The 19,906-nt window shown below is 70.0% G+C and carries 19 protein-coding genes; 7 read left to right on the plus strand and 12 right to left on the minus strand.

The genetic code is table 11. The annotated features are described in order from the left end of the window. Window positions 1-123: 123 nt before the first annotated feature. The 10 genes from OG975_RS05190 to OG975_RS05235 form a co-directional block, all read right to left on the minus strand. On the minus strand, window positions 124-1,146 hold the full coding sequence (locus OG975_RS05190) for an asparaginase (protein WP_406336151.1): 1,023 nt from the start codon (window positions 1,144-1,146) through the stop codon (window positions 124-126). An 8-nt stretch (window positions 1,147-1,154) separates the two neighbouring features. Next, window positions 1,155-2,621, minus strand: a complete 1,467-nt coding sequence (locus OG975_RS05195) for an amino acid permease (protein WP_406327764.1) — start codon at window positions 2,619-2,621, stop codon at window positions 1,155-1,157. After that, entirely contained in the window at window positions 2,618-3,295 is a 678-nt protein-coding gene (locus tag OG975_RS05200) for a FadR/GntR family transcriptional regulator (RefSeq protein WP_406336152.1), read from the minus strand. The genes OG975_RS05195 and OG975_RS05200 overlap by 4 nt, the downstream gene beginning before the upstream one ends. 170 nt (window positions 3,296-3,465) lie before the next feature. Then, complete coding sequence (locus tag OG975_RS05205; RefSeq protein ID WP_406327765.1) at window positions 3,466-4,302, minus strand: undecaprenyl-diphosphate phosphatase; 837 nt, start codon at window positions 4,300-4,302, stop codon at window positions 3,466-3,468. An 83-nt stretch (window positions 4,303-4,385) separates the two neighbouring features. Beyond that, window positions 4,386-4,760, minus strand: coding sequence for a fluoride efflux transporter CrcB (gene crcB, locus OG975_RS05210; RefSeq protein ID WP_381248674.1), 375 nt, complete (start codon window positions 4,758-4,760; stop codon window positions 4,386-4,388). After that, window positions 4,757-5,149, minus strand: a complete 393-nt coding sequence (locus OG975_RS05215; RefSeq protein WP_406327767.1) for a DUF190 domain-containing protein — start codon at window positions 5,147-5,149, stop codon at window positions 4,757-4,759. Before OG975_RS05215 ends, crcB (OG975_RS05210) begins: the two co-directional genes overlap by 4 nt. Continuing rightward, window positions 5,146-5,622, minus strand: coding sequence for a fluoride efflux transporter CrcB (gene crcB, locus OG975_RS05220; RefSeq protein ID WP_406327768.1), 477 nt, complete (start codon window positions 5,620-5,622; stop codon window positions 5,146-5,148). The genes OG975_RS05215 and crcB (OG975_RS05220) overlap by 4 nt, the downstream gene beginning before the upstream one ends. Before the next feature lie 291 nt (window positions 5,623-5,913). Next, window positions 5,914-6,201, minus strand: a complete 288-nt coding sequence (locus OG975_RS05225) for an ArsR/SmtB family transcription factor (protein ID WP_406336153.1) — start codon at window positions 6,199-6,201, stop codon at window positions 5,914-5,916. Between the two features lie 189 nt (window positions 6,202-6,390). Beyond that, window positions 6,391-7,950 (minus strand): glycosyl hydrolase 53 family protein, encoded by a 1,560-nt coding sequence (locus tag OG975_RS05230; RefSeq protein ID WP_406327769.1) that lies wholly within the window; start codon window positions 7,948-7,950, stop codon window positions 6,391-6,393. A gap of 223 nt (window positions 7,951-8,173) precedes the next feature. Beyond that, entirely contained in the window at window positions 8,174-10,195 is a 2,022-nt protein-coding gene (locus OG975_RS05235) for a beta-galactosidase (protein WP_406327771.1), read from the minus strand. A 184-nt stretch (window positions 10,196-10,379) separates the two neighbouring features. On the opposite strand from OG975_RS05235, the gene OG975_RS05240 reads away from it, so the two are divergent. The 7 genes from OG975_RS05240 to OG975_RS05270 all read left to right on the plus strand — a co-directional run bounded on the left by OG975_RS05240 (window position 10,380) and on the right by OG975_RS05270 (window position 17,638). After that, a complete protein-coding gene (locus OG975_RS05240; RefSeq protein WP_406327772.1) occupies window positions 10,380-11,699 on the plus strand; it encodes an ABC transporter substrate-binding protein in 1,320 nt (439 codons plus the stop codon). After that, complete coding sequence (locus tag OG975_RS05245; protein ID WP_406327774.1) at window positions 11,696-12,619, plus strand: carbohydrate ABC transporter permease; 924 nt, start codon at window positions 11,696-11,698, stop codon at window positions 12,617-12,619. Before OG975_RS05240 ends, OG975_RS05245 begins: the two co-directional genes overlap by 4 nt. Further along, window positions 12,616-13,521: a carbohydrate ABC transporter permease gene (locus OG975_RS05250; protein ID WP_406327776.1), complete on the plus strand. Its 906-nt coding sequence runs from the start codon at window positions 12,616-12,618 to the stop codon at window positions 13,519-13,521. The genes OG975_RS05245 and OG975_RS05250 overlap by 4 nt, the downstream gene beginning before the upstream one ends. After that, window positions 13,518-14,549 (plus strand): LacI family DNA-binding transcriptional regulator, encoded by a 1,032-nt coding sequence (locus tag OG975_RS05255; RefSeq protein ID WP_406327777.1) that lies wholly within the window; start codon window positions 13,518-13,520, stop codon window positions 14,547-14,549. The genes OG975_RS05250 and OG975_RS05255 overlap by 4 nt, the downstream gene beginning before the upstream one ends. Before the next feature lie 176 nt (window positions 14,550-14,725). Further along, window positions 14,726-16,657: a protein kinase domain-containing protein gene (locus OG975_RS05260; RefSeq protein ID WP_406327779.1), complete on the plus strand. Its 1,932-nt coding sequence runs from the start codon at window positions 14,726-14,728 to the stop codon at window positions 16,655-16,657. A 120-nt stretch (window positions 16,658-16,777) separates the two neighbouring features. Continuing rightward, the gene (locus tag OG975_RS05265) at window positions 16,778-17,131 is read left to right on the plus strand and encodes a VOC family protein (RefSeq protein WP_327426632.1); all 354 of its coding nucleotides are present in this window, start codon (window positions 16,778-16,780) and stop codon (window positions 17,129-17,131) included. Window positions 17,132-17,245: 114 nt separating this feature from the next. After that, window positions 17,246-17,638: a MarR family winged helix-turn-helix transcriptional regulator gene (locus OG975_RS05270; protein ID WP_406327781.1), complete on the plus strand. Its 393-nt coding sequence runs from the start codon at window positions 17,246-17,248 to the stop codon at window positions 17,636-17,638. 62 nt (window positions 17,639-17,700) lie between these two features. On the opposite strand, the gene pqqB is transcribed toward OG975_RS05270, so the two are convergent. Together pqqB and OG975_RS05280 are read right to left on the minus strand one after the other, a co-directional pair. Next, on the minus strand, window positions 17,701-18,585 hold the full coding sequence (pqqB, locus tag OG975_RS05275; protein ID WP_406327782.1) for a pyrroloquinoline quinone biosynthesis protein PqqB: 885 nt from the start codon (window positions 18,583-18,585) through the stop codon (window positions 17,701-17,703). Window positions 18,586-18,645: 60 nt separating this feature from the next. Then, window positions 18,646-19,761 (minus strand): hypothetical protein, encoded by a 1,116-nt coding sequence (locus OG975_RS05280; protein ID WP_406327783.1) that lies wholly within the window; start codon window positions 19,759-19,761, stop codon window positions 18,646-18,648. Window positions 19,762-19,906 lie beyond the last annotated feature (145 nt).

The following is a 19,906-nucleotide window of genomic DNA, read 5'->3' on the forward strand; positions in this document are numbered from 1 at the left end:
CGTGAGGGTGGGAGGGGTGAGACGTAAAGCAGGGCGAGAGGCAGCAGGCCTAAGGGGCGCGAGGAACTGCGCGACCAGCCACAACGAACCAGCACCCGCCGCACAGCCCTACTCGCACGGCGCTCAGGCGCACACGTCGTGCGCCGGCAACGCTTCGAGCGCCCGCACCGCCCGGATGTGACCGACCACCGCACCGCCCCCAAGGAGCGGCACGCCGGCGAACTCGGCGAGCGCCGCCGGATCAACGCCCGCCCGAGCAAGGGCCGCCGCGGCCACCGGAACCCGCGCCCGATCGGCACCGTCCGCGATCTTCACGGCGACGGCCCGCCCGTCCGGCAGCGCAGCGACCTGCACGCCTTCGAAGCCGTCCTTGGCGAGCAGCCCCGGCACGGCCCGCATCAGCGCGGCCACGTCACGCCCGGACCCCGAGGCCATCTCGGCGTGCTCGCGCATCGCGTCGGCGACGCGCGCCTCGGGGGTGCCCGGCGCGGCGGTGGTGATCCGGGCGGCGGCGCGGGCGAGGCCGTGCAGCGAGACGGAGAACAGGGGCGCGCCGCAGCCGTCGACGGTCACCTGGGCGATGGCCTGTCCGGTGAGGTCCTCGACGATCTCGGCGATGGCCTGCTGAAGCGGGTGCGCCGGGTCGAGGTAGTCGTCGAGGGACCAGCCGTTGAGGTGGGCCGTGTACAGCATCGCCGCGTGCTTGCCGGAGCAGTTCTGGGCGAGCTGGGAGGGCAGGCGCCCCTCGCGCACCCAGGTCTCGCGGACGACCGGGTCGAACGGCAGGTCCGGGACGTTGCGCAGCCGGTCGTCCGGCAGCCCGGCGAGTTCCAGGATCCGCCTGGTTCCGGCCAGGTGCCGTTCCTCGCCGGAGTGGCTGGCCGCCGTCAGCGAGAGCAGTTCGCCGTCGAGCGGGAGTCCGGCGCGCAGCATGGCCACGGCCTGGACGGGCTTGAGCGCCGAGCGCGGGTAGAAGGCGGCCTCGATGTCGCCGATCTGGAGTTCCACGGTGCCGTCGGCGGCCAGCACGACCACCGAGCCGTAGTGGATGCCCTCGATGACACCGCCGCGTACGAGATGGGCGACGGGGGCGTGCAGGGGTTCGCGGATCGCCGGGGCCGCGGCGAGTGAACTGCCGTACGTCATGGCCGGGTTCACGCGTCGGCCCCGTCGCGTATCCCGGCGACTCGGCGGCGCACTCCGTACCAGCCCGCGACGAGCGTGGCCGCGATCAGTGGCAGACACAGCACGGTCGTACGGCCCGCTCCCCCGTCGGCGTACATCAGCACGAGCACGGAGGCGAGGAAGCCGATGGTCACGATCTCGGTCCACGGCGAGCCGGGGAGGCGGTAACCCGGCCTGGACAGTTCGCCGTTCTGGGTCTTCTTCCAGAACAGCAGGTGACAGAGCATGATCATGCCCCAGGTGGCGAGGATGCCGATCGCCGCGAAGTTCAGCACGATCTCGAAGGCGTCGGCGGGGACCACGAAGTTGAGGCCGACGCCGAGGACGCACATGCCGCTGGTGAGCAGGATGCCGCCGTACGGGACCTGGCTGCGGCTCATCACGCCGGTGAACTTCGGGGCGGAGCCGGACATCGCCATGGAGCGCAGGATGCGGCCGGTGGAGTACAGACCGGAGTTGAGGGACGACATGGCGGCGGTGAGGACGACGAGGTTCATCACGCCGCCCGCGGCCGGAATGCCGATGTTCGACAGCACGGTGACGAAGGGGCTCTGGTCCGCGCTGTACTTGCTCCAGGGCAGCAGCATCGACAGCAGGACGACCGAGCCGACGTAGAAGAGGCCGACGCGCCACATGATCGAGTTGATGGCCTTCGGCATGATCTTCTCGGGGTTCTCGGTCTCGCCCGCGGCGACGCCGACCAGCTCGACGGAGGCGTAGGCGAAGACGACGCCCTGGATGATCAGCAGCATGGGCAGCAGGCCGTTGGGGAAGACGCCGCCGTTGTCGGTGATCAGGGACGGGCCGGGGTTGTGGCCGTCGACCGGGTGCTGGGTGACCAGCAGGAAGATGCCGATGAGCATGAAGACGACGAGCGCGCTGACCTTGACGAACGCGAACCAGAACTCCAGTTCGCCGAACAGGCGAACGGATATGAGGTTCACGGTGAGGACGACCGCGAGCGCGACGAGCGCGATCACCCACTGCGGGATGTCGGAGAACATGCCCCAGTAGTGGGTGTAGACGGCCACGGCGGTGATGTCGGCGATGCCGGTGGTGGCCCAGTTCAGGAAGTACATCCAGCCCGCGACGTATGCGCCCTTCTCGCCGAGGAACTCACGGGCGTACGACACGAAGGCGCCGGACGACGGCCGGTACAGGACGAGTTCGCCCAGCGCGCGGACGACGAGGAAGGCGAAGAGGCCGCAGACCGCGTACGCGACGAACAGCGACGGCCCGGCGTCGGCGAGGCGGCCGCCGGCGCCGAGGAAGAGGCCGGTGCCGATGGCGCCGCCGATGGCGATCATGTTGACGTGCCGGGACTTCAGGGACTTGCTGTAACCCGCGTCTCCGGCGTCGACGTGTGCGGCGGGCCGCGCCGACGTCGTCGTCGGGTCGCCTTGAACGGATTCTTCTTGCAGGGACTGCTCGCTCACGCCTCGGGTCCGCCTTCCGTGGGAATGTCCGTACGCGCGGGGCGCACGATGTCGGTGAGGGTGGTCTCCACGCGGTCGAGGTGATGGGACATCGCCTCCACCGCGTCGGTCTCGCTGCCGTCGATCAGCGCCTCGACGATCGCGCGGTGCTCTCGGTTGGACTGCTCGCGGCGGCCGCCGAGTTCGTTCAGGAAGGCCGACTGACGGGCCAGGGCGTCCCGGATCTCCTCGATGACCCGGCGGAACACCGGGTTCTGGGAGGCCTCGGCGACAGCGATGTGGAAGATCGTGTCCATCGCGACCCACGCGGTGGTGTCGGTCTCCCGCTCCATCCGGTCGAGCAGATGGGCCAAGTGGTCGAGGTTCTCCGGGGTGCGGCGGGTGGCCGCGTACCCGGCGACGGGGATCTCGACGTGGCGGCGCACTTCGAGCAGGTCGCTCGCCGCGTAGTCGCCGAAGGTGGGGTCCTCGACCGTGTTGGCGATGACGAAGGTGCCCTTGCCGGTACGGGACACGGTCAGGCCCATGACCTGAAGGGCCCGCAGCGCCTCGCGGAGCACGGGGCGGCTGACTTCGAGGCGGCGGCAGAGCTCCGCCTCGGAGGGGAGCTTGTCGCCGATGGCGTACTCGCCGCGCTCGATGGCGCCGCGGAGGTGGGTGAGCACCGCTTCCATGGCGCTGACGCGCCGCGGTACCGAGCCACCTGTCTGGCTGTCTGACAGGTTCACGGTGGTGATCCTGCGGGTGCCGGGAGGTGACTGTCAAGGGGAGCGAAAAGAAAAATTCAGGGGGCGTGAAGTCTGAAAGTCGACTTCACGCCCCCTGTGATCAGCTGTTTCCGTCCTCAGCTGTCGAGGACTCCGGTGGTCAGCAGCCCGAACAGCGCCACGCCGATGACAATCCGGTAGATCACGAACGCGTTGAAGGAGTGCTTGGCGACGAACTTCAGCAGCCAGGCGATCGAGCCGTACGCGACCACGAAGGAGACGAGGGTGCCGACGGCCAGCGGGGCGGCGCCCACCCCCGTACCCAGGGCGTCCTTCAGCTCGTACAGACCGGCGCCGGTCAGGGCGGGGATGCCGAGGAAGAAGGAGAGCCGGGTGGCGGCGACGCGGTCCAGGTCGAGGATGAGCGCCGTGGACATGGTGGCGCCGGAGCGCGAGAAGCCCGGGAAGAGCAGGGCGAGGATCTGGGAACTGCCGACCAGCATCGCGTCCTTGAACGAGGTGTCGTCCTCACCGCGCTTGTGCCGGCCCATCTGGTCCGCCGCCCACATCACACCACTGCCGACGATGAGGGAGCCCGCGACCACCCACAGCGAGCCGAGCGGGCCGTCGATGAGCTTCTTGGCCGCGAGGCCCACGACCACGATCGGGATGGTCGCGTAGATGACCCACCAGGCGAACTTGTAATCGTGATGCTGGCGCTCCTCCTTGTCGCGCAGCCCGCGCCCCCAGGCGGAGACGATCCGCACGATGTCCTTGAAGAAGTACGCGAGCACGGCGGCGATCGCGCCGACCTGGATGACCGCCGAGAACCCGACTACGGCGTTGTCGTCGACGGGGATGTTCATCAGCCCCTCGGTGATCTTGAGGTGGCCGGTCGAGGAGACGGGGAGGAATTCGGTCACCCCCTCGACGACTCCGAGGACGACGGCCTGACCGACGTTGATGACGCTCATGGGATCCAGTTCTGAGGAGTTGGTCGACAGTGCTGTAGACGGTGCGGGGGACAGTCTTGCCTATGCGCGCGAACGCCCGACGCCTAGGCCCACAAAGCTTGCGCAAACGAGACCCCGGCGAAGGCCGCGCCCAGGCCGGCCGTCACGCTCACGATCGCGTTGGCGGCAGCGTAGAACCCCGCGCCGGTCTCGGTCAGCCGCAGTGTCTCGTACGAGAACGTCGAGTACGTGGTCAGGGCCCCGCACAGGCCGGTGCCGATCAGCAGTTGCAGGTGCCCGGAGGCGTGGCCCGCGGAAGCCGCGCCGGTCAGCAGGCCCAGGATCAGACAGCCTGTCACGTTGACGACGAGGGTGCCCCAGGGGAAGACCGTGTCATGTCTCAGCTGCACCGCCCGGTCGGTCAGATAGCGCAAGGGCGCGCCGACCGCGGCACCGATGATCACCAGCAGCCAGTTCACAACGACTTCTCACCTTTCCCGCCCCTGCCCCGGGGGCGGTCGTGCGAGGTGTCATCGCGTCCGGCGTACCGGATGACCTCGCAGTCGTCGAGGATCACCAGACCCTCGGTGACGAGTTCGTCGAGCTTCGGCAGGAAGGCCCGTACACGGTCCTCGGTGTCCACGATCACGATGGCCACCGGGAGGTCCTCGCTCAGCGAGAGCAGCCGGGAGGTGTGGATCAGGGAGGAGGCGCCGAAGCCCTCGATGCCCCGGAAGACGCTGGCACCGGCCAGACCGGCCGCGTGGGCGCGGTGCACGATCTCCGAGTAGAGCGGCTTGTGGTGCCAGGTGTCGTTCTCGCCGATGAAGATCGTCACCCGCAGGGCGTTGCCCGTCAGCCTTGTCATCGCTGCCTCCATGCCAGAGCGCGGCGTACCGCCGTCACCGCGAGCCACACCGCCGCGAGCGCCGCGAACAGGGTCGCGGCCAGGTAGGCGAACCCCGTCCCGGGGTGGCCCGCGTCCACAAGTTTCTGGATGTCGACGGCGTACGTCGAGAAGGTGGTGAAGCCGCCGAGCACCCCGGTGCCGAAGAAGGGGCGTACCAGCCGGTGGGCCGCCCACACATCGGTGATGACGACCATGAAGGCGCCGATGACGGCGCAGCCGACGACATTGACCCAGAACGTGGTCCAGGGGAATCCACCCGTCTCGGCGGGCCACAGCCGTGCCGCTCCGTAGCGGGCCGTGGCGCCGATGGCGCCGCCGAGCGCGACCATCGCGACGACCGGCCCCTGGCCGCGCCAGGGAGACGCCTTCCGCACGGGCATCCGTACAGGAGTGTCGGGGCCGTCGACACGCTCGGAGTGCGGGACTGTCATGGACGTACTTCTCCTACTCGCCGGGGCCCGGGCAGCACCTGGGCACGCGCCATCGCAAGTAGGGACCGTTGGCGGCACCGATGCCGCGGTTCGGGTACGGCGGGCCCCACCACCGCGCCGCGACACAAGATCGCGGCCGGTCAAAGGGTAACGCCGGGGGTACCGGCGGCGCACACGCGGCTCAGTCCGTGGAACCGGGCAGATCGCGGATCGCGAGGCCGCGTTCCCACAGGCTTCCCAGGATCCGGCGGCCGTCGGCCGCGCAGGCTGGTGACCATGCGGCTCGCGCCGCTACCAGCCCTTCTCGAAGAAGTGGCTGACCTCGGCGATGCGGTACTCGTCGCGGCGGTAGAAGGTCCGCCGTCCGATCTTCGTGGCCCGCAGCAGACCGATCCCGGTGAGCAGGTCGAGATGGGTGCGCGCCACGGCACGGCTCACGCCGAGTTTGGCGGCGAGGGCCGCCGGGCTGACGCCGTCCTCGACGAGGTCGCCGTAGCGCTGTGGTGGGAAGTGCGCGGTGGGGTCCCGCAGCCACTCCAGAATGTCCAGGCGTTGCCCACTGACGGGAACCCTCAGCATCTCGTCCCCCTCCGTCACGGCGGTCTCCCGCTACTGTCCCGCAGCCCGGAGCGTCACGCACGGGCTTCCGCGACCCTGGCCGAGGCCGAGCGGGTGAAGCTCACCCGACGCCGCGGCTCAGAACAGCACGAAGGCCCGGCCACCGCATGGCGGCCGGGCCCTCATGGGCTCAGTGGTGACCCTGCCGGGTCAGCGGTGACTGAACACCGACATGGCCGGAAGCGCCTTGTCGTCGAAGCCGAACAGGGCCTGGTTCTCCCAGCCGTTGCCCGACGTGGCGTCCGTCGGGTCCCAGCCGTTGCCGGTGACCGCCGTCCAGGTGGCCTCCCAGTAGAAGACACCGAGACCGCGGCCGTTCGGGACGGCCTCCACGATGTTCATCACGTCGCGGAACCAGGCGGTCTGCCCGGCCGTCGTCGCCGGGTAGCCGCTGACCAGTTCACCGGTCGTGTCGATCTGGTTGACGAGCGAGTCGTCGCTGTCGAGACGGAAGGGGTAGGCCGTCTCGGCGATGAACACCGGCTTGCTGTAGCGGGAGGCGACGTCGTCGAGGGTGGTCTGCGCGGCCCCGAGCGAACCGTGCCAGTAGCCGTAGTACGAGAGGCCGATCACGTCGTAGTTGATCCCGTACGTGGCCGCGTTGTCGAACCACCAGCGGACCGTGGCGTCGTCTCCGGCGTTGGCCAGGTGCAGGGCGACCAGGGTGCTGGAGGAGACCGCCTTCGCCGCGCTGTAGCCGGAGTTGAGCAGGCCGGCGAGCTGCGACCAGTTGGAGGTCGAGCCCTCGGACCACAGCATGCCGCCGTTGATCTCGTTGCCGATCTGCACCATGTCGGCCGTGGTGCCCTGCGCCTTGAGGGCGTTGAGCACGTCGTACGTGTGGTCGTAGACGTCCGTCTTGAGCTGGCTGTAGGAGTGGCTAGCCCAGGCGGCCGGCTTGGTCTGCTTGCCCGGGTCGGCCCAGGTGTCCGAGTAGTGGAAGTCGACCAGCAGCTTCATGCCCTGCGCCTTGATGCGCTTGGCCATGGCGAGGACGCGCGTCTTGTTGTTGTAGCCGTCGGCCGGGTTCACCCAGACCTTGAGGCGGGCGTAGTTCATGCCGGACGACTTGAGGATGGCGACCGCGTCACCGGTGGTGCCGGAGCTGGTCTTGTAGACACCGCCGAGGGCCTCGCTCTTGGCGAGGGAGGAGATGTCGGCACCCTTGATGGCCACGCTGCTCGTGCCCGAGGTGAACGTCAGGTCGTCGACGTTGATCCAGTTGCCCGCGTTCGCGTCGGAGTAGACGCTGATCGTGCACTGGTTGCCGGTGACGGAGACGGGCACGACCAGATGTATCCACTCGCTGGTGGAGACGGGCAGGTCGGTGCGCTGCTCGGTGCCGCCGCAGTTCTTCAGCGCGAGGTAGGCGGAGTTCTGGCCGCCACCCGAGCGCACCCAGGCGGTGAGCTTGTAGTTCCCGTTGGTCAGCCCGGAGAGGTACTGGTACGTCTCCACCTTGTACGCGGCGGAGGAGTACTGCGTCAGCCGGTAACTCCCACTGTGGCCACCGGCCTCCACGTAGGAGGCGCCGGTGTCGCCGTACTCCGACCAGCCGCTGGGCACGGCGGCGCCGGTCCCGTCGGTCTCGAATCCGGCGTTCGTGAGCGTGCTCGCCGCCTGCGCGGTCTGCGCGGGGAGGGCGGTGAGGGCGAGTCCGGCCACGAGCGGCAGCAGCAGGGCCCTGAGTGTGCGTCTGGGATGGAACATCTTCGTCCGTCGTCCCTTCGACGTAATGGGGATGGGGATGCCCCCCGATGGAGCTGGGGGAACCCCTCCGCCCGCGGCTCGGGTGCTCGCACGGGCGGAGGGGAGTCGGCTCGGCCGTCGGGTCCTGCGGCCCGGACGGCTGTTCACTCGGCCGGACGGGTCCAAGGACCCGGACGGCGGTCGGTGCGGCTGCCCGGGCCGGACGGCCCGGACGGCGGTCGGCTCAGCCGTCGAGTCGTACGACCCGCACGGCTCCCGCGGGTACCGCGAGGCGGCCCGCGGCGCGTTCGCCCGTCAGCAGCTCGGTGCCGTGTGCGTCCAGCGGCACCTTGGCGTCCGACGAGGTGTGGTTGATGGCGAAGACGTAGGTGCCCGACTCACCGGTGCGGCGCACCACTTCGACATCGCGGGGCAGGTCGGCGCGCGGCGCGATGCGCGCGTCGTCGGCGGCCCAGCCGATCAGGGCGTCCAGTCCCTGCGCGGCCAGGCGCGTGGACACGTACCAGGCCGAGCCCTCGCCGAGGCGGTGCCGGGTGACGGCCGGCCCACCCGCGGTCAGACCGTCGGCGTAGGTCCAGACGGTCTCGGCGCCGCGCGGGACCACGAACTCGGTCCACACGTCGCCGGTGAGCTCGGAGCCGTCGGGACCCGTGATCCGGACCAGGTCGCCCTGGAGGAGCGGCGAGAACTCCTCGACGGTCAGGCCGAGTACGTCGCGCAGGGCGCCCGGGTACGGGCCGTCGTGCACGGCGTCGTGCTCGTCGACGATGCCGGAGAAGTACGAGACGACGAGGGTGCCGCCGTTCTCGACGTACTCCCGGAGGTTGTTCCCGGCGGCCTCGGTCATCAGATACAGCGCGGGCACGACGACAAGGGGATACGCCGACAAGTCGGCTTCCGGGTGGGCGAAGTCGACCGTGAGGTGGCGGTCGTAGAGGGCTTCGTAGAAGGCGTCGGCGCGCTCGCGGGGGTCGTGGTCCTCGCTGGGGCGCCACTGGAGGTTCTGCGCCCACCAGGAGTGCCAGTCCCACAGCACGGCGACGTCGGCGACGGTGCGGGTGTCCTTGACGGAGGCCAGCGAGTCGACGGACGCGCCGAGTTCGACGACCTCGCGCCACACCCGGGATTCGGTGCCCGCGTGCGGCAGCATCGAGGAGTGGAACTTCTCGGCGCCGCGCCGGGACTGCCGCCACTGGAAGAACATGGCGCCGTCGGAGCCGCGCGCGACATGCCCGAGGGAGTTGCGCGCCATCTGGCCCGGGGCCTTGGCGGGGTTGCGGGGCTGCCAGTTGACGCCCGACGTGGAGTGTTCGAGCAGCAGCCACGGGGCGCCGCCGGCCACCGACCGGGTGAGGTCGGCGGCCATCGCGAGGTTCACATGGGTGCGGCGGCCGTCGGTGATCAGGTAGTGGTCGTTGGTGACGAGGTCGACCTCGCGGCCCCAGGCCCAGTAGTCGATGGAGTCGCACTGGCTCAGGGCGGTCATGAAGTTGGTGGTGACCGGGATGCCGGGCGAGAGGCGGTGCAGGATGTCCCGCTCGGCCACGAAGTTCTCGCGCATGGTCTCGTCGGCGAACCGCTTGTAGTCGAGGGCCTGGGTCGGATTGCCGACGGTCGGGGTCAGGCGCGGCGGGTTGATCTGGTCGAAGTCCGCGTAGCGCTGGCCCCAGAAGGCGGTGCCCCAGGCCGCGTTGAGCGCGTCGATCGTCCCGTATGTCCGGGTCAGCCAGCGGCGGAAGTGCGCGGCGCAGGACTCGCAGTAGCAGGCCGAGACGGGGACGCCGTACTCGTTGTGGACGTGCCACAGGGCGAGCGCGGGGTGGTCGGCGTACCGGGTGGCGAGCCGTGTGGTGATGTTCGCGGCGGCGGCACGGTAGTCGGTGTTGCTGTGGCAGATGGCGCCGCGCGAGCCGAACTCGTAGCGGGTGCCGTCGGCGGCGACGGGCAGTGCGTCGGGGTGTTCGCGGTAGAACCAGGCGGGCGGTGCCACGGTCGGCGTACCGAGGTCCGCGCGTATGCCGTTCTCGTGGAGCAGATCGAGCAGACGGTCGAGCCAGCCGAACTCGTAGGTGCCCGGTGCCGGTTCGAGCAGCGCCCAGGAGAAGATCCCGACGCTCACCATCGTGACGCCGGCCTCGCGCATCAGCCGGACGTCTTCGTGCCAGACGCTTTCCGGCCACTGCTCGGGGTTGTAGTCCCCACCGAAGGCGAGCCTGGTGAGGCCCCTGGGGGTGGTCTCCGGCATGGATCTCTCCCGGTTAATCGATCATTTGGGAACGTTCACACACAGCGCCAGCGGCGCGAGCCCAACATAACCGCACAGCAACAACCATTGACAAGTGTCCGGGATGTTTCTCTACTGTGAACGCTCACAGAAGCATGGCAGGTCTTCGCAGCAGGCGGAGGCCCAGGTCAGGGGAGAACGATCCATGCCCATCACGAAGCACAGCCGCCTCGTGGCCACCACCATCGCCGTCGCGCTCGGCGCCACCTCTCTCGCCGCTTGCGGCTCGGAGGACGCCAAGGACGACGCCCAGTCCGGACCCGCGTCACTGACGTACTGGACCTGGACCCCGGGCATGGACAAGGTCGTGGACCTGTGGAACAAGGGGCCGGGGAAGAAGCAGCAGATCACCGTCACGGTGAAGAAGCAGGCGTCGGGCGACACGCTGATCACCAAGATCCTCACCGCGCACAAGGCGAAGAAGGCCCCGGACCTGGTCCAGGCCGAGTACCAGGCTCTGCCGACGCTCGTCAGCAATGACGCGCTGGCCGACATATCGAGCGAGTCGAAGGACGCGAAGACCAAGTTCGCCGACGGTGTCTGGCAGCAGACGACGCTGGGTACGGACGCCGTCTACGCGATCCCGCAGGACATCGGCCCGATGATGTTCTACTACCGCGAGGACCTCTTCAAGAAGTACGGCCTGACGGTCCCGACCACCTGGGAGCAGTTCGCGGAGACCGCCCGCGCGCTGAAGAAGAAGGCGCCGGACAAGGACCTCACCACCTTCTCCGCCAACGACTCCGGCCTCTTCGCCGGTCTCGCCCAGCAGGCCGGCGCCAAGTGGTGGACCACCTCGGGCGACAAGTGGAAGGTCGGCATCAACGACGCGGCGACGCAGAAGGTCGCGAAGTTCTGGGGCGGTCTCGTCAAGGAGGGCGTGATCGACAACCAGCCGATGTACCAGCCGGCCTGGAACAAGGCGCTGAACACCGGCAAGCAGATCGCCTGGGTGAGCGCGGTGTGGGCGCCGGGCACCCTCACCACCGCGGCCCCCGACACCAAGGGCAAGTGGGCGATGGCCCCGCTGCCGCAGTGGTCGGACAGCGAGAACGTCACCGGCAGCTGGGGCGGCTCCTCGACGGCCGTCACCACGGACTCGAAGCACAAGGCGGCCGCCGCGAAGTTCGCCGCCTGGCTGAACACGGACCCGGACGCGGTGGCCGCGCTGGCGAAGGAGAGCGGTATCTACCCCGCCTCCACCAGCGCCCAGCTCAGTGACGCGTTCATGCAGCCGCCGGCCTTCTTCTCCAACCAGCAGGACTTCTACACGAAGGCCTCGGCGATCGCCAAGACCACCGCGCCGTCCGCGTGGGGCCCGAACGTGAACGTCGCCTACACGTCCTTCAACGACGCCTTCGGCGCCGCCGCGAAGAACAAGTCGGACTTCGGTGCCGCCCTGAAGACCATGCAGGACGACACCGTCGCCAACCTGAAGAAGCAGGGCTTCGGGGTCGCTCAGTGACAACCGCACGTCGGAAGTCGTACGGGGTCAAGGGGGCCCCGTACGCTTTCCTCCTTCCCGCGACGATCCTGTTCGCCCTCTTCTTCGCGCTGCCCATCGGCTACGCCTTCTGGCTGAGCCTGCACAAGGTGAAGGTCAGCGGCCTGGGCCTCGGTGCCGGCGCCCGCAAGGAAGTCTGGGCGGGCCTGGAGAACTACACCGACGCCCTCACCGACAACGAGCTGCTCGACGGCGCGCTGCGGGTGCTGGGCTACGGCGCCATCGTGATTCCGGTGATGCTCGGTCTCGCGCTGCTGTTCGCGCTGATGCTCGACACGGACAAGGTGCGCCTCGCCCCCTTCACCCGGCTGGCGATCTTCCTGCCGTACGCCATTCCCGGCGTCGTCGCCGCGCTGCTGTGGGGCTTTCTGTACCTCCCGGACGTCAGCCCCTTCTACTTCGTCCTCGACAAGCTGGGGATGCCGCAGCCGAACCTGCTGGACGGCGGCCCGCTGTATCTGGCCCTGTCCAACATCGCGGTCTGGGGCGGCACCGGCTTCAACATGATCGTGATCTACACCTCGCTCCAGGCCATTCCGGCAGAGGTGTACGAGGCGGCGAAGCTGGACGGCGCCACGCCCTTGCAGATCGCGGTGAAGATCAAGATTCCGATGGTGGCGCCCTCGCTGGTCCTCACCTTCTTCTTCTCGATCATCGCGACGCTCCAGGTGTTCAGCGAGCCCACCACCCTCAAGCCCCTCACCAACTCCGTCTCCACGACGTGGAGTCCGCTGATGAAGGTGTACCGGGACGCGTTCAACGCGGGCGACATCTACGCGGCATCCTCCGAGGCCATGATCATCGCCATCGTCACGCTGATCGTGTCCTTCGGATTCCTGCGCGCCGCGAACTCCCGTAACAAGCAGGAGGAAGCACGATGAGTTCTCTTGCCGTAGGCAAGGCGGCACCGGCCGCCGGCACGACCCCCGGAACCGCCCAGGGGCCGCCGCTGCGCCGCCGGATCGCCCTGGTGCCCACGCTGACGCTGCTGCTCGGCGCCCTCTACTGTCTGCTGCCCGTCGCCTGGGTGGTGATCGCCTCCACCAAGTCGGGCCGTGAGCTGTTCTCGACGTTCACGTTCCTGCCGGGCACCGGCTTCACCCAGAACGTGAAGGACCTCAACGCCTACCGCGACGGCATCTACTGGAAGTGGATGGGCAACTCCGCCCTCTACGCCGGTCTCGGCGCCCTCCTGTCGACGACCGTCTCCGCGCTCGGCGGCTACGCGCTCGCGCTCTACCGCTTCCGCGGCCGCGAGACCGTCTTCAGCATCCTGATGGCGGGCGTGCTGATGCCGCCGGTGATCCTCGCGATCCCCCAGTATCTGCTGATGGCGAAGGCCGACCTGACGGACTCGTACGCCTCCGTCCTGCTCCCCCTCGTCCTCTCCCCGTACGGCATCTATCTCGCCCGGATCTACGCCGCCGCGGCGGTGCCCGGTGACGTGGTCGAGGCCGGGCGGATGGACGGCGCGAGCGAGTGGCGGATCTTCACCCGGATCGCGCTGCCGATGATGGTGCCCGGACTGGTGACGGTGTTCCTGTTCCAGTTCGTGGCGGTGTGGAACAACTTCCTGCTGCCGTACATCATGCTCAGCGACGACGAGAAGTTCCCGATCACCCTCGGCCTGTTCACCCTCCTCGAACAAGGCTCCAACACCCCGGCCCTGTACACCCTGGTGATCACCGGTGCGATGCTCGCGGTCATCCCGCTGGTCGCGCTGTTCCTGGTCATCCAGCGGTTCTGGAGCCTCGATCTGCTGTCCGGAGCCGTAAAGTCATGACCATGCATCACACGGGGGGCAGGCGCAAACCGCCGACGATCCACGACGTGGCACGCGAGGCCGGTGTCTCACGGGGGACCGTGTCGCGGGTACTCAACGGCGGGCACTATGTCAGCCCCGCCGCCCAGGAGGCGGTCAACGCCGCCATCCGCAGGACGGGTTACGTCGTGAACCGGCACGCCCGCTCGCTGATCACCGGACGCTCCGACTCGATCGGCTTCCTGCTGACCGAGCCTCAGGAGAGGTTCTTCGAGGACCCCAACTTCAACGTCCTGCTGCGCGGCTGCACGCAGGCGCTGGCCGCGCACGACGTTCCCCTCCTGCTGATGCTCGCGGGCACCCAGGACGAACGGCGGCGCATAACGCGGTACATCACCGCGGGCCACGTCGACGGGGTGCTGCTGGTCTCCAGCCACTCCGGCGATCCGGTCGCCGAGGAGCTGCGCGAGGCGGGCGTGCCGCTGGTCGCGTGCGGCAAGCCCATCGGCATGGGCTCCAAGGTGAGTTACGTCGCCGCGGACGACCGGGACGGCGCCCGGGACATGGTCAGGCATCTGCTCTCCCTCGGTCGCCGCCGCATCGGCATGGTCACGGGACCTCTCGACACCCCCGGCGGAGTCGAGCGTCTCGCGGGCTACCGGGAGGTGCTCGCCGAGGCCGGGATCGAGGCCGACGACCGCCTCGTCGTCCCCGGCGACTACAGTCGGGCCAGCGGCGAGGCGGGCGCGGAGCGACTCCTCGAACGGGTCCCGGACCTGGACGCCGTGTTCGTCGCCTCGGACCTGATGGCACAGGGGGTGCTGTCCGCACTGCACAGGGCCGGCCGCCGGGTCCCCGAGGACGTGGCGGTCGGCGGCTTCGACGACTCCCCCGCCGCTGTCGCGTCCACCCCCGCCCTCACCACGATCCGCCAGCCCTGGGATCGCATCAGCGCCGAGATGGTGCGGGTGCTGCTCGCCCAGATAGGGGGCGATGATCCTGCGGCGGTGATCCTGCCCACGGAACTGGTGCGACGCGAGTCCACGTGAGGCACTCCGATCACCTCTGACGTCCATGCCCCGTGGCCTCCCGGCCGCGGGGCGGACGTCCGTCGCCGCGCTCGCTCGAACACCGATACTGTTCGGATCAGTTGTGTGAGTGACAGCTGATGTGTGAGTGACAGCAGAGCGCTACGGGAGTCGGGAACGTGCAGACGGGTGCGGGGATGTTCCAGCCGCTTGAGGACGACGATCCGCGCACCGCAGGGGAATACCGCCTGCTGGCACGACTCGGCGCCGGGGGCATGGGGTGCGTCTACCTCTCCCACACACCCGGCGGCAGGGCCGTCGCCGTGAAGGTGATCCGCCCCGAGCTCGCCGACGACCCCGACTTCCGCGACCGGTTCCGGCAGGAGGTCGCCAACGCCCGCCGGGTGCAGGGCGTGTGCACGGTGCCCGTCCTCGACAGCGACACCGAAGGGCCCATGCCCTGGCTCGCCACCGCGTATATCCCGGGCCCCTCCCTCGCGGATGCCGTCAAGGAGCACGGGCCGCTGCCCAGGGACACGGTGCTGCTGCTCACGGCGGGGGTGGCCGAGGCGCTCCAGGACATCCACCGCGCCGGGGTCGTGCACCGCGACCTCAAGCCGTCGAATGTACTGCTCGCTTTCGACGGGCCCCGCGTCATCGATTTCGGGGTGGCGCGCGCGGCGGACGCCACCGCCCTGACCCGCAGCGGTTCCGCCATCGGGACGCCCGCCTTCATGGCGCCCGAGCAGGCACTCGGCGGGGAGATCACCGGCGCGACCGACGTGTTCGCGCTCGGCCAGATCGCCGCCTTCGCCGCGACGGGCGCGGGCGCCTTCGGTGACGGGCCCTCGCACGGGGTGCTGTACCGCATCGTGCACGAGGAGCCTCGGCTCGGCGAACTCCCCGACTACCTGGTGGAGTTGGTGGCCGGATGCCTGCACAAGGACCCGGCGCTGCGGCCGTCCCCGGCCGACGTCATACGCCTGTGCGCGGCCGCCGACGCGGAGCGGGGCCTGCGCCGCGCGGAGAGCTGGCTGCCCGCGTCGGTGGCGGGGCAGCTCGCACAGCACGCGGTGCGCGAGCCGGAGCCACAGACCCAGGGCCAGCCGCAAGCGCGGCCGCAGCCGCATTCGTCCCCGGCGGACACGATGGCCCTGCGCATCCCCCGGCAGGGCGCCTTGGGACAGCGAGCCGCGTCCCCCGCACCGGGCATCACCAGCGGTGAGTTCGGTCCCCCGGTCACTCCCTTTCCCTCGGCGCCCGGCGTCGGCGGCGGCCCCGGCGGCGCGTACGCCGGAATGGCGGCTCCCGGTCCTGTGACGCCCGGCGCGGGCGTGCCGTACTCCGCGCCCACCGGTCCCGTCCTCGTGGGGCCCGCGCCGCGGCGCCGTACCAAGCGGCGGGGGCTGGTCACGGGCGGGGCGGTCGTCCTGACCGTGGCCGCGGTGACCGGCGCCCTGTTCCTGTCCGGCATCCTGAGCCCCGAGGAGCCGGCGGACGGCGCGAGCGGCCAGGCCGGACAGGCCTCCAGCTCGGCCACCGAACAGCAGCCGACCGGCTCGGGTGATCCCTCCGCATCGCCGTCGAAGAAGGCCAAGCCGAAGAAGGCGGACCCGTCCGCGTCCGCGACCCGCACCGCCCCGCCCGCCTCCGACGAACCGGCCACGTCCCAGACGTCGGCCGCCGCCCGCAAGCCGACCGCGACCGCGGCGGCCCAGCCGGCGACGGAGACCTATACCGGCATTCGTATGACCGCCAGCCACGACCTGTATCTGGGCGACAGGCCCCCAGGGCCCAAGGCCGACACGGGCACCAGCGACGAGGACTTCACGTACGCCGTGTACTCCTCCGGCGCCGTGGTGGCCCCCGGCTCCACCAGCCAGAGCCAGCTGACCCGCTTGGCGCCGCGCGCCGCCGGGACTTTGGATTCCTGTCTCGCACAGACCGGCAGCGAGAAGTACCTGTGGGTGAGGGACCTCGCTGTCGGCGACCGGCTGTGCGTGGTCAGCGGAACCGGCCACGTCGGCCTCATCACCTTCCGCGGCACGGCGCCCTCGCCGGACACGACGGACTACATCACGGTGGACATCAAGATCTGGCGCAACGCGGTGGACCCGGTGAGCGGCTGACCGGTCAGGATTCGAGAAGCCATCCGGGGCTCCCGGGTCCTAGCGTGAAAGCACCGACGAGACACGCGTCGGCGCAAGAAGAAATTCGCACGCACCGACCAGCACCACGGAGGAGTCGCCATGACCGCCGGCCTGAAGACCATCATCTACCCCGTCAAGGACCTCGCACAGGGAAAGGCGCTGTTCAGCGCGCTGCTGGGGGTTGAGCCCTACGCGGACGAGCCGTACTACGTCGGCTTCAAGGACGCGGGCCAGGATGTCGGCCTCGACCCCAACGGTCACGCCAAGGGCATGACCGGGCCCGTCCCCTACTGGCACGTCGCCGACATCAGGGCGACCCTCGCGGCCCTGCTCGACGCCGGGGCCGAGTCGCTGCAGGACGTCCAGGACGTGGGCGGCGGCAAGCTGATCGCCTTCGTCAAGGACGCGGACGGGAACCTGATCGGGCTCACCCAGGATCCTTCCGGCGAGTAGAGCGGCCGCGCGGAGGGGGCGGGCGGCAGGGCCGCGCCGTGGCAGGGGGCGACTGGATGCAGCCGCACTAGTTGCACACGCAACAACTGGCCGGATCTCTGTTACCGTTCAGTTATGGCAGCGAAGACGCCCGGCTCCCCCCTCGAAGACCAGTGGCGGGAGATCCTCTCGGTGCACGCGCGCACGATGTGCGAGATCGACCGCGCGCTGCATCCCCACGGCCTCGGAGCCAGTGACTTCGAGGTCCTGGACATCCTGGCGTCGGGCGCGGCCACGGAGCCCGGCGAGCAGTGCCGGGTGCAGAACATCGCGGGCCGGGTCCACCTGAGCCAGAGCGCCCTGTCCCGCCTCATCGGCCGGCTCGAGAAGGACGGCCTGGTGGAGCGCACCGTCTGCCAGGAGGACCGACGCGGAGTCTGGGTCGCGCTGACCGAGAAGGGGCGCGACCTGCATGCCGAGGTGCTCCCCCTGCAACGCGCCGCCCTGGAGCGCGTACTGAACGGCTAGGCGGCGTGGGGGCGTGAATGCACTTCCCCGACACACTTCCCCGACATCACTCGGCACCCCCGCTAGACCACGAACTCCGCACCGTCCGGCAGGACTTCGACCCCGGTCCCGGTCACCCGCGCAGAGGCGTCCGAGGCCGGGTCGAGCAGCGGGTTCGTGTTGTTGAGGTGGGTGTAGATGCGGCGCGGCCCTGGATGGCGGGCCAGGGCGGCCAGGCTGCCGCGCGCTCCCGAGACGGGCAGATGTCCCATGGCGGCCTGCCCGGCGGGCGCCCGCACCGCCGTGCCCATCTCGTCGGCCGCGTAGAAGGTGCCGTCGAGCAGCGCGCAGGTCGCCGTGGCCAGCAGTTCGTCCAGCGCGGGTGTCCAACCGCCCAGGCAGGGCGCGTAGACGAGCACTCCCCCGCTGGCCAGGTCCTCGATCCGGTACGCCGTCACCCAGCCGGCGTCCGCGACGGGTCCGGCGACGTACTTCGGGGCCTTGGAACCGACCGGGTGAGCGCTCACCACCAGACCGCCGGCCAGCACGAACCCGCCCTCGGTCAGGCTGTCCGCCCACTCCCACGGGGCATAGCGGTCGAGCATCGCGCGCAGCGGGGCCAGCGTGGCGAGGACGGGAGGCGCGGCGTAGAGCTTGAGGCCCGCGCCGCCGCGCAGGACGGTCAGCCCCATGACGTGGTCGGCCTCGGCGTCCGTCAGGAGCACGCCGCGTACCGGCGTGTCCCTGGGGCCCGGCCCGGGTGCGAGCGCGGGTGTGGTGATCAGCTGCGTACGGATGTCGGGTGAGGCGTTGAGCAGCCACCAGTCACGGGAGTCGCCGCTGACGGCGACGCACTCCTGTGTCCGCGCGGGCAGTTTCCCGTCGCGGGCGGCCGCGCACAGCGCGCAGGCGCAGTTCCACTGAGGGAAGCCGCCACCGGCGGCCGTGCCCAGCAGGACGACTTTCAAGGGAACCCCACCCCTCCGTATCGGACCCTCCGAGGGATCTTCCCGCCAGGACGCGCCGGACTACCCGGCGGAGGGGGGCAGTTCCGGACGGCCTTCGGCGCCCGGGCGCCGGTCCATCGGCCGCCGGGGAGGGATCGGGCTGGTGGCGAAGTCCCGCGGACCGGTCCACAGGGCGGGGACCGCGTCGACGCGACGGCACAACTCGTAGGCGATCGTCTCGTAGTTGACCCGCCAGCCGTGGAAGTGCGGCCATGCCTGCTCGGCGGTCCGCTCGGTGGGGAAGCCCGCCGTCTCCACCATCGCGACGGCCGCGTCGAACTCCAGGAAGGACAGCTGGATCGGCGCGTCGGGGCTGGGGTCCGTTTCGAAGGGAAAGCGCAGCACGCGGGCGATGTCGCGCAGCGCGGTGAAGCCGGCGCGCAGCATCAGGCGCGCCTCGGGCGGGGCGCCGCGCGGTGCGAGCGCCAGCTGCATGGCGGCCGCGTCCATGACGGCGACCAGGCCGACGATCCAGCTACGGTACGGCTGCGGCGATCGGAACGAGAGCAGGATCGGGTACGTCGAGTGGCTCTCACCGATCTCCGCGGCGAGCCGTTCCCAGCCTCGGTACAGCTCGGGCAGCGCGGTCTCGGTGTCGACCAGCCACTGCCGGGCGAGGATCTCCGGGCCCCAGGCGGGTTCCCCCGCGCGCGACTGGAGCAGGGTCACTTCCACTTCGCGGCGGTTGTAGGCGCCGTACAGCGTGGGCAGATACGCGATCTGCAGGGCGATCACCACGGGTCCGGTGGCGGCCGCCACGAAGTCCACGACGGACAGGTGCAGCCGGTGGCCGCTGGCGAAGCCGAGCGTGAACAGGCTGGAGCCCGCCTCCCGGACGGAGTTGGTCCAGGACAGCGTGGACAGGGAGTGCAGCAGCAGCCCGAAGCCGAGCAGCGCTCCGCCCAGCCAGCTCGTGAGCATGCCGACCAGCATGAGCGGGGCCAGCCAGGTCTGCGCGCGGTCGTGCGCGTCGTAGCTGCCGCCCGGCGCGGCCATACGCAGCAGGAAGCGCAGCGAGCGCCACCACCGGGTCACCAGCGAGGAGTAGAGCCCTCGGGGCACCACCAGGGTGCGCAGAACACTGACGAGAACCAGCGCCAGGAGCAGCCCGCCGGCCACGCCGGAGATCCATTTCATGGGGTCATTGTCACGCTGGTGACAGCCGCGTCATTCGCCAGGTGGCGGGCCGCGCCCGTCGGGCGGGGCAGGTTCACCTCAGGGCAGCAGCGGGATGCCGTCCGACGGCAGGCCGAGGCGGTCGCAGCCGACGCGCCGGTGGAGC

Origin of the sequence: Streptomyces sp. NBC_00203, assembly GCF_045206325.1 — a bacterium.
Lineage (GTDB): Bacteria > Actinomycetota > Actinomycetes > Streptomycetales > Streptomycetaceae > Streptomyces > Streptomyces lutosisoli.